Raw genomic sequence first — 15,340 nt, forward strand, 5'->3', positions numbered from 1 at the left:
CCTTAAAATCGTTATTTTGCCGTAATTATAACACTTAAAATTTAGACGGCGTTTATAAGAGTGAAATTTGGTTTAAAATGTGTTTTGAGTTGGTAAAATTTGGGTTTATTTGTGTTGTGCACAGTAAAATTTATATGATAAAAAGCAAAAGATTGCTTATTTGGTAGCTAAAAATTATTTTCATCAAAAAAATCGGTGTCAATCTTGCAAATTTCATATATCTGGCTTATTTGAACGCCTACTTTATATTTTATCATTAGCTCAGCTAGTCTATCGCCATCTATCAAGACCACGCTAAAATTTTGATTATTTTTGGTAAATTCCTCGGCATTTTTTGTAAATTTAGCCGTTGTGATAAAGACTCCTTTTTTGGTGTTTTTATTTGAGATAGCGCCGATGAACTGCTGAATTTCTTGGCTACCGAATATCTCTTTGCTTGGATGTAAATTTGAAAAAGTCCAAGTTCGTCCTTGTATATGATGCCATCTAATCCCTTGCTTGTAAGACTACCAGTGCTATTCAAAAATCCTCGGTTTTTTCTAAAATACTAGATAAAATTTCATCAATTTTTGTAGTTTTAAAATATATAATCACCGCATGAAATATACAAGTTTGACAGATTTTCTTTTTGAAAATATCAACCCTTTTGTAAATGTGATCGCCTTACTATTCGCGATATTTTTTGCTTTAGTGCTGGGTTTGGTCTTTTATTTTTCATTACATTACCTCTTGGGTATTTAATGGGCGTAGTCTTAGCGGTTCCGCTTTTAGTATTTTTATTTTTCTTATTTGCAGCGCTAGATATTTTTATCTGTATCTTGACGTCTATTTGTAGTATTAAAATTTGATAGTAAATTTAGGGGCTTTTTACAGCCCCTTTCTTACTTTATTGCAGCCATTTTCCTGCGCATATAAGCTATGCGGCTTTGAAGTGGTAAGTGTTTTGGGCAGTTGTCTTCGCAACCAAGCAAAGTCATACAACCAAATACGCCATCATCATCGCCTATTAGCTCGTAAAAGTCCTCATCAGTTCTCTTATCAAGTGCGTCTATCTTAAATCTAGCAACCCTGTTTAGACCAACAGCGCCGATGAAATCAGGTCTCATGATAGCTGTTCCACAAGATGCAACACAAATTCCGCACTCTATACAGCGATCAAGCTCGAAAACTTCTTGAGCGACTTCTGGCTCAACTTTCTCTTCAAGCTTAGAGATATCAGTCTCGTGATCTGTGTGTATCCAGCTCTCGACGCGCTTACTCATAGCGTTCATCCAGTTACCAGTATCTACGCTTAGATCTTTTAGTAGTTTAAAGACAGGTAGTGGCATAAGCTCGATGACACCGCTTTCAAAGTCTTTTGTTAGGGTTCTGCAAGCTAGGCTTGGTTTGCCATTTACTAGCATGCCACAACTTCCGCAAATTCCCGCACGACAAACAAAGTCAAAGCTGAGATCTGGATCAAATTTCTCACGAATTTGATTTAACGCGATAAATAGCGTCATACCATCAGTCTCTTCAAGCTCATAAGTCGCAAAATGAGGCTTTGAAACTTTGCTTAAAGGATTGTATTTAAAAGCTTTTATGGTTATTTTTCTACTCATTTCCTATACCTGCTCTTTCATTTGGTGCTTTATATTTTGGTTGAAGGTCATAGTGCATCAAAGCCTCTTGAATTTCTTGTCTGCTCTTGCCTTCTGCTTGCATTTTTTCGCGAATTTCATCGACCTCTTTTTGGCGGATAGCGCTGTTTGGATGCTCGATGATATTTCCTTTTGCACCATAACCTCTAAATGCTGGCGGCATCTCCATCTTCATGATATCAAGTGGCTCATAAGTGATAGTTGGCATAGTGTCGCCTTCTTTCCAGCTTGTAAGCGTTCTGTTTAGCCAGTTAAGGTCATCTCTTTTTGGATAGTCTTCACGGCAGTGAGCACCACGGCTCTCTGTTCTATCAAGCGCACCTTTTGCGATACAAAGCGCTAGTTTTAGCATCTTTGGCACGCGGTAAGCCTCTTCAAGCTCTGGGTTGCCAAATAGTGCTTTGTTGCTTACTTTTACATCAAGTGACTCTTTATAAAGTGCTTCAAGCTCTTTAACAGCAAGCTCTAGACCTTTACCTGTTCTAAATATCGCAACGTGCTCCCACATTACCTCTTTCATCTTGTTTTTGATATCAAAGACGTTAAATTTACCCTCTTTTGTGACGAGGCTATTTAGATAGTCTTCTTGTTTTTTAACAAATTTCTCGATATCAGCTGTGTTTATCTCGATCTCGTGGCTAGCGCAGTAATCTGCAAAATAATCACCAACGATCATACCAGCGACAACTGTCTCAGAAACTGAGTTACCACCAAGGCGGTTAAAGCCGTGCATATCCCAGCAAGCAGCCTCACCAGCGCTAAATAGACCAGCTAGTGTTGGGCTCTCGCCAGTTGGTTTTGTCTTGATGCCGCCCATTGAGTAGTGCTGCATAGGTAGGATCGGTGCCCAGCCTTTGCCACGCTGATGTCCTGTCTCATCGGTATATACTTCAGTGTCAGCAGGATCGATGCCGTTAAAAATTTCGCAAATTTCTTGAACGTCACGTAAATTTTTCTCGATGTGTTCGCGTCCAAGGATAGAGATATCAAGCCAAACGTGATAGCCATAAGGGCTAGGTACGCCTTTGCCTGCACGGATGTGCTCCATGATACGGCGGCTAACGACGTCGCGGCTAGCTAGCTCTTTTTTCTCTGGCTCATAATCAGGCATAAAGCGGTATCCATCAACGTCACGTAAAATTCCACCATCACCGCGGCAACCTTCTGTTAAAAGAATGCCAGATGGGACGATCGGAGTTGGGTGAAACTGAACAGCTTCCATATTGCCAAGCTGAGCTACGCCAGTCTCAAGTGCGATCGCAGCGCCGATACCTTCGCAAACAACAGCGTTTGTAGTGTGTTTATAAACTCTACCATAACCGCCAGTTGCTATAAGTGTGCCTTTTGAAACATAGGCTGTGATCTCGCCATTTACTAGGTCACGAACGATCGCGCCGTAACAGCGGTTATTTTGGTGTATCAAAGCGATCGCCTCTTTGCGGTCGTGAATTTCTACATTGTGCTTAAGCGCTTCGTTTGCAACAGCAAAAAGCATGGTGTGACCAGTTGCATCAGCTGTGTAGCAAGTTCTCCATTTTTTTGTACCACCAAAGTCACGTGAGTGGATAAGGCCATGAACCTCTTCTTTTTCAACGATAGTTGTCTTTTGAGCGTTTATAATAGCGCTTCTTTCTCCTTTTGTGATCCTAGTCCAAGGCACACCCCAAGCTGCAAGCTCACGAATCGCTTTTGGAGCAGTTTGACAAAACATACGTGCAACTTGTTGATCGCAACCCCAGTCGCTACCTTTTACTGTGTCAGCAAAGTGTACATCTTCGTTATCGCCTTCACTCATTTTAGAGTTACCAAGGCTTGCTTGCATGCCGCCTTGTGCAGCAGCAGAGTGAGAGCGTTTTACAGGGATTAAGCTCAAAACTACGGTGCTTAAGCCTTTTTCTCCAGCAGCCACAGCAGCTCTAAGACCAGCTAGACCACCACCAATTACCAATGCGTCATAATATTTTACATTCATCTTCTAGCTCCTTTTTAATGGCTGATCCACACGAAATCGGCGATTAGCGCAATCACAGCAAGTATGCCATAAATGACAAATACAACTGTCTTTGCCTTATTTCTTTTGGCAAGCATTTCGTGTTTATTTGCGCCATCGATGCTTACCCACTTGACATACAAGCGGTACATGCCAACGCCAGCGTGAACGACCATGAAAACAAGTAGTGCGAAGTAGAAAATTTCTAGTTTGTGAAACGCAGCAGCTGATTTGTCAGCTGTGATGTGACCACCAAAGATGATGTCGATTATGTGGGCGCTTGCTGCAAAAAATAGAGCAAAGCCTGTTAAAAACTGGAACCACCAAAGTGTGGTATCAAGGTGCTTCATGCGGTCTTTGTGGCCTCTAAACATTAAATATTGTCTGTAATTTGCAGGAAATTTTCTCATGGCCAAGAAGGCGTGAGTTACAAAAACTACAAAGATAACAGCAGCTATAACATTTGTGATCCACCAAGTAGCCTCACCAAATAAAAATTTAGCCTCTGCAAATCCTACGACAGCATTAAATGCGTCTTTGCCAAGTAGTATAGTAGAAGTAAAAACCATATGGCACAATATGAAACAGGCTAGAATAAATCCTGTAATACTTTGCCATCTATCCCAAGCGGCTGGAGTGCGGCTTTTTTTGCCGTCCGACCGTTTCCCCAAAAAACCTTCTATAAGCCCGGTCATGAGCCCTCCTAAGAAATTTGAAATAAGTTATCATTTCTTAATACTAATTTAAATATTAGCATTAATTGATAAAGCTAATGTTATCAGAACTTTACTTTAATAAATTTTAAATATTGACATTAAATTTTCGTAAATCTCTTATAAAGTTTAATATAGACAAAAATTCCGAACCCACACATAATAAGTGATAAAATTTGCCCCATTGATAGACCAAAAATAATAAATCCAAGTCCAGAATCAGGCTCTCTGTAAAATTCACAAATAAATCTTGCAAATGTGTATAAAATGGCGTAAAGTGCTATGAGTTCGCCATTAAATTTCTTATATTTTCTATATAAAAATAAAATGACAAAAATAACTAAACCTTCTAAGAATGCTTCATAAAGCTGGCTTGGATGTCTTGGCTGACCAAAGACATTTATCGCCCAAGGCACGTCTGTGACGCGTCCAAAAAGCTCTTGATTTAAGAAATTTCCTATCCTGCCAAAGGTGTAGCCAAAAGGTATGCAGATGGCGCAAAGATCAAGCAACTGCCAAGCGTTTTGCTTATATCTTTTGCAAAATAAAATTGTCGCTAGCAAAAAGCCAACCACAGCACCGTGATAGCTCATGCCGCGAATTCCTATAAACTCGCCGTTGTGGATTGGATTAAAAATTTGCCAAGGCTGCGTTAGATAGTATCCCGCTTCGCCAGAATAAACTAAAACCCAGCCAAGTCTAGCGCCTAAAATAACGCCTATTTCTACCCAAAAAAAGTAGTTATCTAAAAGTTGGCTTGAGATAGGGATATTATCTTTTTTAACGAGATACTTTGCCATGGCGAGCGCCAAAACAAGGGCTAAAATATACATAAGCCCATACCAGTGCACGCTAAAGCCAAAGAGGCTAAAGGCGACTGGGTTAAAGTGGTTATAAATGTCGTTCCAAATTTCCATTTTTTACTTTCTTTATTAAATTTGTGCGATTTTACAATTAATAAATAAACAGCGCTTTGCTGCCAAGTGGCAAGGCTAGAAATTTAAACTCGCTTGCTTCAAATTCTTTACAAAATTTAAATAGCTCAGCAAACTCGGCTTCGTTTAAATTTACGCTCCAGATCGCTCCAAGGTCATTAAATTCTCTTTCAAACTCGCTTAAATTTTTAGTGGCGAAGTAGTGTTCAAAGCGGCTCATCAGTGAAAATGGCGTAAAAAATTTAACTTCATCTTTTATCTCAAATTTTATCACGCCACCATCTTTTATGGCTTCATTTATCGCTTCATTCACAGCCCCTGAGTAGGCTCTAACAAGCCCTCCAGTGCCAAGCTTTATCCCGCCAAAGTAGCGAACTATCAAGACCCCAACGTTTATAAGCCCCGCCCCTCTTAGTGCATTTAGGCTTGGCTGGCCGCTAGTGCCCTTTGGCTCGCCGTCATCACTTTGATTTTCAACGATTTGGCCATATTTGTTTAGCTCCCTTGTCGCCCAAACTACGTGAACAGCCTTAAAATGCTCCTCTTTTAGGTGTTCGTGCAAGCTTTTAAACGAGCTTATCGGGCACAAAAATGCTAAGAAATTTGACTTTTTTATATCAAGCTGGGCTCTAAATATCCTATCAATCGTCTGCAAATTTGCTCTTTTTTAAAAATTTTAAAAATCTTATCAATTTGCTAATTAAAGCCTTGTAAATTCAGACAAATTTATATTATTAAGGAAAAGATAGTAGAATTTTGCAATTTTTCACGAAGGACTAAAATGATACAAACTTGCCTATTTCCAGCGGCTGGATATGGAACGAGGTTTTTACCAGCTACAAAATCGCTCCCAAAAGAGATGCTACCGATCCTTACAAAACCACTCATTCACTACGGCGTTGATGAGGCACTTGAGGCTGGCATGGACAATATGGCCTTTGTCACAGGACGCGGAAAAAGGGCGCTTGAGGACTATTTTGACATCAGCTACGAGCTAGAAAAAGAGATCGCAGGCAGCTCAAAAGAGTCACTACTAAGCGAAGTTAGAAATTTAATGAGCTCATGCACATTTTCATTTACTAGGCAAAATGCCATGAAAGGGCTTGGACACGCCATTTATACGGGCAAAACTCTAGTTCGAGATGAAGCTTTTGGGGTCATTTTGGCAGATGATCTATGTATAAATGAAAACGGCGAGGGCGTGCTTTCGCAAATGGTTAAAATTTATGAAAAGTATCGCTGCAGCGTAGTAGCTGTGATGGAGGTGCCAAAAGAGCAGACCAAATCTTATGGCGTCGTAAGTGGTAGATTTATAGAAGATGATCTTATAATGGTCGATGATATGGTTGAAAAGCCTGATCCTGCCGAGGCTCCGACAAATTTAGCGATAATCGGACGCTACATCCTAACGCCAGATATTTTTAACATCTTAGAGCGAACAAAGCCAGGTAAAAACGGCGAAATTCAGATCACAGACGCGCTAAAAACGCAGGCAAAAGATGGTATGGTGCTAGCTTATAAATTTAAGGGCAAGAGGTTTGACTGTGGTAGTATAGATGGCTTTGTAGAGGCTACAAATTTCTTTTACGAGCGAAATAAATGATCGAGACTTCATTTAAATTTAACTTTACAAGTAGCGAAGTCATCGACTCATACGCCAAACGCATAAACGACGAGTACGAAAGCGGCGAGATAGGCTACTACCACCTGCCAGCTCTTGGGCAAAATTTACTTGGTGAGATCGAGGAGTATGAAAAGGGGCTAGCTCATATCAAAAATGTAGTACTTGTTGGCATTGGTGGCAGCAGCCTTGGCGTAAAGGCGCTAAAATCAATGCTCGATGGCACAAAGGGGATAAAAAGAGAGCTTTTATTTTTAGATAACGTCGATCCTTGTAGTTACAAAAGCACGCTTGATGGGGTTAAATTTGACGAGACACTTTTTATAATAAGCTCAAAATCAGGCAACACGATCGAGACGATCACTATTTTTAAGTGCTTGCTTGATGACTTTAAGCCTCAAAATTTAGGCAAAAATTTCCTCATCATAACTGATCCAGGCACAAATTTAGAAAATTTCGCCAAAGAAAATGGCATTAAATTTTTTAATATCCCAAAAAACGTTGGTGGGAGATTTAGCGTGCTAAGTGCGATCGGCCTTGTGCCTCTTGGTATCTGTGGCTACGATATAAAGGCACTTTTAGAGGGCGCGCTTGCTTGCAAGAAGCAATACATCGAGCAAAAAGATAGCTCCATAGTCGCAAAAGCCTACCACTACGCTACTAGCAGAAACGCCAGCATAAATGTCATTTTTAGCTATTGTGATAGATTTTTTGAATTTAACGACTGGTACGTACAGCTTTGGGCGGAGAGCCTTGGTAAAAAAAGAGGCTATAAAAGGGTCGGCCTTACACCAGTTGGACTTGTTGGTAGCCGTGATCAACACAGCTTTTTACAGCTTATCATGGACGGCGTAAAAGATAAGAGTGTGACATTTATAAAGATAAAAGATCACGCAAGCGACAAGACTATCCCAAATTTGAGCCTAAAAGGGCTTGAAGAGTGCGATTTTGTGGCGGGTCTAAGCCTAAATGAGCTTATAAATTTACAGTGCGACGCGACGGCTATGGCGCTGGTGCAAGAGGGCATAAGTGTCGATACGATCACGCTTGAGAGGCTTGATGAGTTTCATGCTGGCTGGCTCATTTTTTACTACGAGCTACTAACCTCGGCCACTGGTATCATGCTAGGCATCAACACATACGATCAGCCAGGCGTTGAGATAGGAAAACGTATCTTAAAAACCATGCTTTTAAAGTAGAAAATGAAGAAATTTCTACTTTTTGCTCTTTTTGCCACGCAAATTTTTGCCTTTTCGGCGAATAAATTTGTAAATGACGCTAGGTCGCAGATCGGCGTGACGATAAGTTACGATCCAAGCTACGAGCGGCTCGCCTATCCTATGGGCGACGTGGATATCAAAAAGGGCGTTTGCACCGACGTTGTGGTAAGGGCGCTACGTCATCAGGATATGGATCTGCAAAGGCTCATTTTTGAAGATATGAGTAGAAATTTTGCAAGCTATCCTAAAAAATGGGGACTTAAAAAGGCTGATAAAAACATCGATCACAGGCGTGTTTTTAACATCGCTACCTATCTAAAAAGAAAAGGTTTTGAGGTAAGCGATAATAAATTTTTACCAGGCGATATCGTCACTTGGATGCTACCAGGAAATTTACCTCACATCGGCGTGATCTCAGATAAATTTGAAGGCCAAACACCGCTTGTCATCCACAATATCGGCTCTGGCGTGCAAGAAGAAAACATACTTTATAGCTACAAGATCACTGGGCATTTTAGGCTAAAGTAGCAAATGGCTTTTTAATCAAATTTTAGGCAAAATCGCAAAAAATAAATTCAAGGAAAAATAATGTTAGAAGTTAGGGGACTTACTCAAAGATTTGCAAGCAGTTTGCTATTTGAGGATGTAAATTTAAAGCTAAATCGTCACAACAGATATGGACTAATCGGTGCAAATGGCGCTGGTAAATCGACATTTTTAAAAATTTTAAGCGGAGCCATCGAGCCAACTAGCGGCGAGATCATTATAGAAAATGGACTAAAGGTTGGCGTGCTCGGGCAAGATCAGTTTGCGTTTGAAAATTTCACACTAAAAGATGCGGTGCTTTATGGTAACAAACGCCTATACGACGCTGTAAAAGAGAAAGAGAAGCTCTATATGAGCGAGGAATTTACAGATGAGATAAATGAGCGCTTAAGCGAGCTTGAGATGATAAGCGCTGAGGAAGACCCAAGCTACGAGTACGAGACTAGGATAGAAAAAATTTTAAGCTCGCTTGGGCTAAATGAATTTGATAAGCTGATGAGCGAGGTCGAAAACTCAGATAAAGTTAAGGTTTTACTAGCTCAGGTGCTATTTCCAAAGCCAGACATCTTGTTTTTAGACGAGCCAACAAACAACCTTGATATAGACGCGATCGCGTGGCTAGAAAACGAGCTAAATCGCCACGAGGGCACACTTGTGGTTATCAGCCACGATAGACACTTTTTAAATAGAGTTTGCACAAACATTTTGGATGTGGATTTTAAGAAAATTCGCGAGTTTTCAGGCAATTACGATGATTGGTATATGGCTGCAAATTTGATCGCAAAGCAGCATGAGATGGAGCGTGACAAGAAGCTAAAAGAGAAAGAGGAGTTGGAGAAATTTATAGCTAGATTTTCAGCAAATGCTAGCAAGGCAAAGCAGGCGACCTCACGTGCAAAGCAGCTTGAAAAATTAGATATCGCCGAGATCGCAGTCTCAAATAGGCGTGATCCAAGCATACTTTTTCGTGCAAACCGCGAGATAGGCAATGAGCTAATAGAGCTTAAAAATGTAAGTAAGAAATTTGATGATAAAGTGATATTTGAAAACTTTAACTTTAAGCTCGAAAAGGGCGACAAGCTAGCCATCATTGGCCACAACGGCGTTGGTAAAAGCACACTTTGTAAGATCATAATGGGCGAGCTAAAGCCTGACGCGGGCGAAGTGCATATAGGTGCGACCATCGAGCTAGGATATTTTGCGCAAGATACGGTAAATAAGATAGATGGCGAGCTAAAGCTTTATGAATACTTGCAAGATGCCAAAAACAAGGACATCGACGAGATCAGAAAGTGCCTTGGCAGGATGCTCTTTAGTGGCGCTGAGCAAGAAAAGGCAGTCGGAGCGCTAAGCGGTGGCGAAAAACACCGAGTAAGACTAGCTCAGCTCATGCTTCACAGGCCAAATTTACTCGTCATGGACGAGCCAAACAACCACCTCGACCTCGAGGCTATCATCGCACTTGGAGAGGCGTTTTACAACTTCAATGGCTCAGTCATCTGCGTGAGCCACGACAGGGAGCTGATAGACGCCTTTGCAAATAGAATTTTACACCTAAAAGGTAATGGCGAAGTCGTTGATTTTAAAGGCACATACGAAGAATACAGAGCAAATTTAGGACTTGAGAGTTAGTTTTTCTACCGTTTAAACCGTGCTAAGCTAGTTAAATTTGCTTAATGTTTATTGCTACATATACGAGCATTTGAGCAACTTGTAGAAGGTAAGATAGAAAATGTAAAAAGACTTTCCAAAGCCAAAAGAAGCTCGATATCTTTGCGTTCCTGTAGCATTTACATTAAGATAAATTTTAAGCTCATTTGAGCTTAAAATTTCTTAGATCAAGTGTTTAGATCAGGATAGTCCCAGCAGTTAAACTCAGTGCTCAAGTCGTCATTTTCCTGCCCTTTGCAGCATAGCCACTCAAGCCCTGCTCGCCTCTCCATAACGACCTCTTCGTCAAGTCCGGCTTCCTTTTTGCCATTTACTCTTGCATTTACGCAGGCCCAGTGGTAGCGATAAACTATATCAAGCTTGCTTAAAATTTCATCCATGCTGCGAAGCTTTGAACGGCTTTTTAGCCCGCCATCTCTAAAGACATTCATCACAAACTCGCAGTCACAAATTTTATCCATCTGACCGATATCTTCGGCTATGCCAAGCGCCCAAAGCAAGATCCAAAGCGACTCATATTTCCAGCCCATATTCACAGCCGTGTCCATATCAGCTCTGTCCTCAATGACCTCTTTTTCTTTTACGCTAAGTCCCTCGTAGGCATCACCTAAAAAGCTCTTTGCCCACGCCATATTTTCTTCGCCCAAAGAGCCTTCATCACGGATCGTACAAGCACACATTATCGCTGTAAATGAACAAACTGCGCGCCTTACTATCTCGTCCACGTCTCTTGGCGTAACCTCACTATTTTCATAGCGAAGCGGCAAGCTCTCAAGCACCGCCACGCCCTCTTTCTTTAAAATTTTTATGTTCTCATCTTTTCTTTGTTGCGCTGTTTTCACGACAAGCCTCCTTCTGTTTTATCGTTTTGTCTATTTTTTCTTTCAAAATAGGCAAATAATCCCTAATCGCTATCTCTATAAGTTCTAAATTTAGCCTTTCGTATTCATGCGATGCGATATTTCTTGTTGTGCTAATCGCCCTTATCTCTTCTTTGGTAAAAATAGCCAAAGCCTCAAGGTCATTGCTCTCTTGTATGCCTTTTAAAAGCGCATCGATATTAACAAACTGCATCATTATGGCAGGTTGTAGCACATCCTCATCATGAAGTGCCTCGTATATACCACCGCTACATTTATTTAAGATAGAGCCTATTTTTTGAGATATTTTTTTAAGACGCTCCATACTTGCTTTTTCAAACATAAATAGCTCCTTTTACAAGCTCTTCTTTAGTTTGCGCCGACATAGACGTGGTGTCACATATATCAACCAAAATGCCAAATTTATCGGACACGCTTTTTCTAAAATCATCTAAAAATGTAACTACCAAAAAAGGGCTACCAAGGTTTTTTACCATCTTTTTAGCATCTGTTTCTATCACTATATCTATATCAGAAAATACATCCGCCCTATCTTTTGCGTAACTTCCAAAAAGGCCTAGCTTGGTAACTCCAAGCAAAAACAACCTCTCTTTTTGCGATAATAAAAAATTTAAAATTTCACTTTTTGTTGTCATTTTCTACCCAAAAAACTCGGCGTTAAATTTCTCTTCGTCGAAATTTTTGCCCAAGAATTTGCAAATTTCCTCCATATCAGCCCTAGCCGTTTCAAAACAGCTAGTAGCCCCTGGGCTTGGCGTCATATTAAAGCTTATGCCCTCGCCTGTGCTGATCTTACCCTCGCCAAGCTCTAGCCTTTTTTTGTTACGGTCGATCACCTGTGGTCTTACGCCGCCAAAATTTACAGCGTAGCTTAGATCGTTTTCGCTTAGACTTGGCACGATCTTTCTGGCGTCTTTGACAAATTCTTTTTTGTTGATAAATGGCACTTCAAACAAGAAATTTCTTAGGATATACGACCTGATGTCATCGTCTTTTAGCAGGTTTGTAAAGACGTCAAGGACGTTCTTGTCAAATTTTAAGCACTTTAAGAAGTCAAAAAAGCTAGAACTTCCGTGAAATCTCTCAAGCTTTGGTATGACAAGGGCTGTTGGTCCAAAACGAGTGTTGCCATTAGCTAGGATGTCTGGGTCGCCGTGAAGTGCGGCAAATGGTAGCTTGTCGTTTTGCACCATATAGACTTTGCCGTTTAGTAGGCGCTTGTTCGCGAAATAAAAGCTTCCAGCAACTGGCAGCGTGCTAAGATGAAGGCCGTAACCCATCTTGTGAGCTAAAAATAGCGAGTGCGCTCCAGCATCGACCACGACGTAGTTTGCAGTGATCACTTCGCCGTCATTTATCTTGATGTGAAATGTATCGCCCACCTTTTTTATATCAGTCACTTCTGAACTTAGGCTGATCTCATAGCCCTCGCCGCCTAAATTTAACGCATTTTGCACGAGCGAATTTGCCACGCCACCAAAGTCCATCGTCGTATACTGTCCATTTTGCGCACCAATGGCGATGATGTTTTCTGGGCGCTCATTGCCATTTGCGTCAAAAACGACATTTGGCTCGATCTGCTTTAACTTCTCTTTGTCATAAATTTCAAGATAAGGAAATAGCTCCTTAAAGCTCTCATATCGCTCCTTGATGCGCTCTACTTCGGCATCTCCGATGGCTAGCGTCATCTTTTGATGAGCGAACATATATTTACCATCTAAGTTGTATTTTAGAGCGTATTTTACTGGCATATTTGCCACTTGTGAGACCTTTTTTGCCTTTTCTAGCGTGTAGTTTGTCTCGATATCGCCGCAGTGGATGGTCTGCGAGTTGCCCTTGCCGCTCGAATTTAGCGTCGCTACGCCGTCATATTTTTCTAAAAGCGCGACCTTTTTTATATCGCTAAATGCGGCTAACTCATAAAAGAGTGCCGTCCCGCTAATGCCCGCTCCAACAATTGCCACTTCAAAGTGCTTTTGCCTCATTTTCTCCCCTGAAAGTTTAGTCGCACAAATGATACTATATTAAATTTAAATCAAACAGCAAAAAGCAGAGCGTAAAAAATAGGCTGTGTAAAAGTGAAATTTGGCAAGAGTTTCCCCTTGCCATGAAGTTAAAATTTATAAGATACGTTCACCTTGAAATTTCTGCCCGGCTCCCAGTCTATTGTATTTTGGTTGCCTGTGTAGTCAGCCATCCTTTGTGACTGCGAAGCGTATGCTTTGTTAAAGAGGTTGTAAATTCCAGCATTTATCTCTAGCCCTTTAAATTTACTGCTGCTTGGCGCATAGGTAGCGTAGATGTCGCTAACTGCGTAGCTTGGTATCTTGACATTTTTATCGTCGCCAGCTGAGACGGTATTTTTTGAAGCAAAGTAGATTAGGTTGTAGCCTATTAGCGTATCGATCCTTGAAAATGCATACTCTGCGTTAAATGTGTATTTATCGCCCTGATCGCGGTAGCCGATGATGTTTGAGGTGTAGTAGCTACCATTTGGTTTTACAACTCTATCTTTATATTTTACATTTTGATGAGTGTAGCTAGCAGCTAGGCTAAGTGCATCTAAATTTAGCCTTGCAAGTAGCTCAACGCCACTTATATCAGCACCACCAGCGTTTATCCTAACTAAAGTTTGATTTACACCTCCACCTGCTGCGTTGTTATCAACTATTAAATTTTTATATTTTGTCATGAAATATTTTGCAGATAGGCTATATGAGCTGGCTTCGTTTATGTCGCCATGGTATTTAAGCCCAGTCTCATAGCTATTGCCAGTTGTAGCTTTTAGATCTTTATTTGCCGCCCAGTTTAAAGCTCCGCTTCTGCCTCTTCCACTTGCCATCATCGACTCCATGACATCAGGTCCTCTAAAGACCCTTGCGTAGCTTGCAAATGCGTGTAGCCCTTTAATAATCTCATAGTCAAGCGCAAGCGCTGGGGTAAATTCGTTAAATTTATATGTGTAGCTCTTTACATTTCCAGCTCTGCCGTCGTAGCTTTTTAGCTCGTGATGGGTGTATCTGATGCCAGGAGTAACGGTTAGCGAGCTAAAATTTAGCGCATCTTCTGCGTAGATCGAGTAGTTATTTACCTTTTCTGGGTAGTGATTGTCTGGTTTGTTGAAATTTTTACTTTGATAAAACTCAGCTCCATATCTAAAAGTTTGCGTCAAAGCGCCGCTCTCAACTACGCTTTTAGCCTTTGCATTTATGCCGTTTGTCTTTACGCCTAAAATTTTTAAGACTGGGTCATCTTTTTTGTGCTCGGTGTTATATGCTGTTACCTCTAAATTTAAAAGATCGCTAGGCTTATACTCATACTTTAGCGTTGTCGTATCGCGCTCATATTTGCGGTTATCAACAGCATTTGAGTCACTATACCAGCTGCCAAACTCGGCCCTCATAGGATAAAGACCCTTAAATTCATTATGCTCTCTTGAGATAGAAATTCTATGCGCGTCAAGGAAGTTATAACCAAGCTTTAGAAGATAGCTAAGGTCGTTTCCGTCGCCGCCTATCTTTCTTTTGTTGCCACTTTTACCGTAGTCGTAGCCTTTGTGATTAATAGCTACTATAAAGTCAAGCCCTTCAACTGGGGCGGTAAAGAGCATAAGGCCTTGAGAAAATTCGCTGTTATTTGAGGCATACCCGGTCTTTATCTTTGCGCCGATCTTCTCACCGCTTTCAAGCAAGTCTTTTGCATCCACTGTTTTAAAAGCGACCGAGCCACCAAGTGCGCCAGAGCCATTTACGACCGATCTTGAGCCAACCTCGACGTCTATTGCCTTTATGAGATCAGGATCGATCAACAAGTCGGCGTTGTGGTGAAAGGTGTTTCCATTTTGTTTTGCGCCATCTATCGTGATATTTAGGCCACGATCACTTACACCTCTCATGTAAATTTTTTGGTTCATGCCGTTTGTGCCACCCACGTAAACGCCATGGATGTCCCTCATTACGTCTTTTGCCAGACCAGCGTTTCTAGTTGAAATTTTGATATCATCAACGCCGTATCCGCCACTGCTACTTGTCACCTCAACACCGCTGAGCACGCTCTAGCCTGCCCCGTTTGCGCAAACTGCCACGCTTGCTGCAAGAGAAAGCTTAAATAAGCCCTTAAATCC

General features: G+C 41.1%; 14 protein-coding genes and 1 pseudogene. 4 read left to right on the plus strand and 11 right to left on the minus strand.

What is annotated here, in order from left to right; genetic code table 11:
* Positions 1-167: 167 nt before the first annotated feature.
* The 6 genes and pseudogenes from MTT29_RS03980 to MTT29_RS04005 all read right to left on the minus strand — a co-directional run bounded on the left by MTT29_RS03980 (position 168) and on the right by MTT29_RS04005 (position 5,933).
* A pseudogene (locus tag MTT29_RS03980) lies at positions 168-523 on the minus strand (restriction endonuclease).
* Positions 524-881: 358 nt separating this feature from the next.
* Positions 882-1,601: a fumarate reductase iron-sulfur subunit gene (locus tag MTT29_RS03985; RefSeq protein WP_004317555.1), complete on the minus strand. Its 720-nt coding sequence runs from the start codon at positions 1,599-1,601 to the stop codon at positions 882-884.
* Complete coding sequence (locus MTT29_RS03990) at positions 1,594-3,612, minus strand: fumarate reductase flavoprotein subunit (protein ID WP_004317497.1); 2,019 nt, start codon at positions 3,610-3,612, stop codon at positions 1,594-1,596. Before MTT29_RS03990 ends, MTT29_RS03985 begins: the two co-directional genes overlap by 8 nt.
* Before the next feature lie 14 nt (positions 3,613-3,626).
* Entirely contained in the window at positions 3,627-4,325 is a 699-nt protein-coding gene (locus MTT29_RS03995) for a fumarate reductase cytochrome b subunit (protein ID WP_035142502.1), read from the minus strand.
* Between the two features lie 119 nt (positions 4,326-4,444).
* Positions 4,445-5,260, minus strand: a complete 816-nt coding sequence (lgt, locus tag MTT29_RS04000; protein ID WP_429799823.1) for a prolipoprotein diacylglyceryl transferase — start codon at positions 5,258-5,260, stop codon at positions 4,445-4,447.
* Between the two features lie 37 nt (positions 5,261-5,297).
* On the minus strand, positions 5,298-5,933 hold the full coding sequence (locus MTT29_RS04005) for an IMPACT family protein (RefSeq protein WP_429799824.1): 636 nt from the start codon (positions 5,931-5,933) through the stop codon (positions 5,298-5,300).
* 126 nt (positions 5,934-6,059) lie between these two features.
* On the opposite strand from MTT29_RS04005, the gene galU reads away from it, so the two are divergent.
* Genes galU through MTT29_RS04025 form a run of 4 tightly spaced genes read left to right on the plus strand, consistent with a single transcriptional unit; the run spans position 6,060 to position 10,297 of the window.
* Positions 6,060-6,881 carry a UTP--glucose-1-phosphate uridylyltransferase GalU gene (gene galU / locus MTT29_RS04010; RefSeq protein WP_087586283.1) on the plus strand — a complete coding sequence of 274 codons (822 nt, stop codon included), beginning with the start codon at positions 6,060-6,062 and terminating at the stop codon, positions 6,879-6,881.
* Positions 6,878-8,098 (plus strand): glucose-6-phosphate isomerase, encoded by a 1,221-nt coding sequence (locus MTT29_RS04015; protein ID WP_429799825.1) that lies wholly within the window; start codon positions 6,878-6,880, stop codon positions 8,096-8,098. The genes galU and MTT29_RS04015 overlap by 4 nt, the downstream gene beginning before the upstream one ends.
* A 3-nt stretch (positions 8,099-8,101) precedes the next feature.
* A complete protein-coding gene (locus MTT29_RS04020) occupies positions 8,102-8,647 on the plus strand; it encodes a DUF1287 domain-containing protein (RefSeq protein WP_429799826.1) in 546 nt (181 codons plus the stop codon).
* Positions 8,648-8,707: 60 nt separating this feature from the next.
* Complete coding sequence (locus MTT29_RS04025) at positions 8,708-10,297, plus strand: ABC-F family ATP-binding cassette domain-containing protein (protein WP_429799827.1); 1,590 nt, start codon at positions 8,708-8,710, stop codon at positions 10,295-10,297.
* 206 nt (positions 10,298-10,503) lie between these two features.
* Here MTT29_RS04025 and MTT29_RS04030 read toward each other — a convergent pair whose 3' ends face one another.
* The 5 genes from MTT29_RS04030 to MTT29_RS04050 all read right to left on the minus strand — a co-directional run bounded on the left by MTT29_RS04030 (position 10,504) and on the right by MTT29_RS04050 (position 15,268).
* Positions 10,504-11,178 (minus strand): DUF4272 domain-containing protein, encoded by a 675-nt coding sequence (locus MTT29_RS04030; protein ID WP_429799828.1) that lies wholly within the window; start codon positions 11,176-11,178, stop codon positions 10,504-10,506.
* Complete coding sequence (locus tag MTT29_RS04035; RefSeq protein ID WP_429799829.1) at positions 11,150-11,539, minus strand: HepT-like ribonuclease domain-containing protein; 390 nt, start codon at positions 11,537-11,539, stop codon at positions 11,150-11,152. The genes MTT29_RS04030 and MTT29_RS04035 overlap by 29 nt, the downstream gene beginning before the upstream one ends.
* Positions 11,532-11,852: a nucleotidyltransferase family protein gene (locus tag MTT29_RS04040; protein ID WP_429799830.1), complete on the minus strand. Its 321-nt coding sequence runs from the start codon at positions 11,850-11,852 to the stop codon at positions 11,532-11,534. Before MTT29_RS04040 ends, MTT29_RS04035 begins: the two co-directional genes overlap by 8 nt.
* A 3-nt stretch (positions 11,853-11,855) precedes the next feature.
* Positions 11,856-13,202 (minus strand): FAD-dependent oxidoreductase, encoded by a 1,347-nt coding sequence (locus MTT29_RS04045; RefSeq protein ID WP_429799831.1) that lies wholly within the window; start codon positions 13,200-13,202, stop codon positions 11,856-11,858.
* 128 nt (positions 13,203-13,330) lie between these two features.
* The gene (locus tag MTT29_RS04050; RefSeq protein ID WP_429799832.1) at positions 13,331-15,268 is read right to left on the minus strand and encodes a TonB-dependent receptor domain-containing protein; all 1,938 of its coding nucleotides are present in this window, start codon (positions 15,266-15,268) and stop codon (positions 13,331-13,333) included.
* Between the last annotated feature and the right edge of the window lie 72 nt (positions 15,269-15,340).

The sequence above is a fragment of the Campylobacter concisus genome, assembly GCF_050447485.1.
GTDB classification, from domain to species: Bacteria; Campylobacterota; Campylobacteria; order Campylobacterales; family Campylobacteraceae; genus Campylobacter_A; species Campylobacter_A concisus_BQ.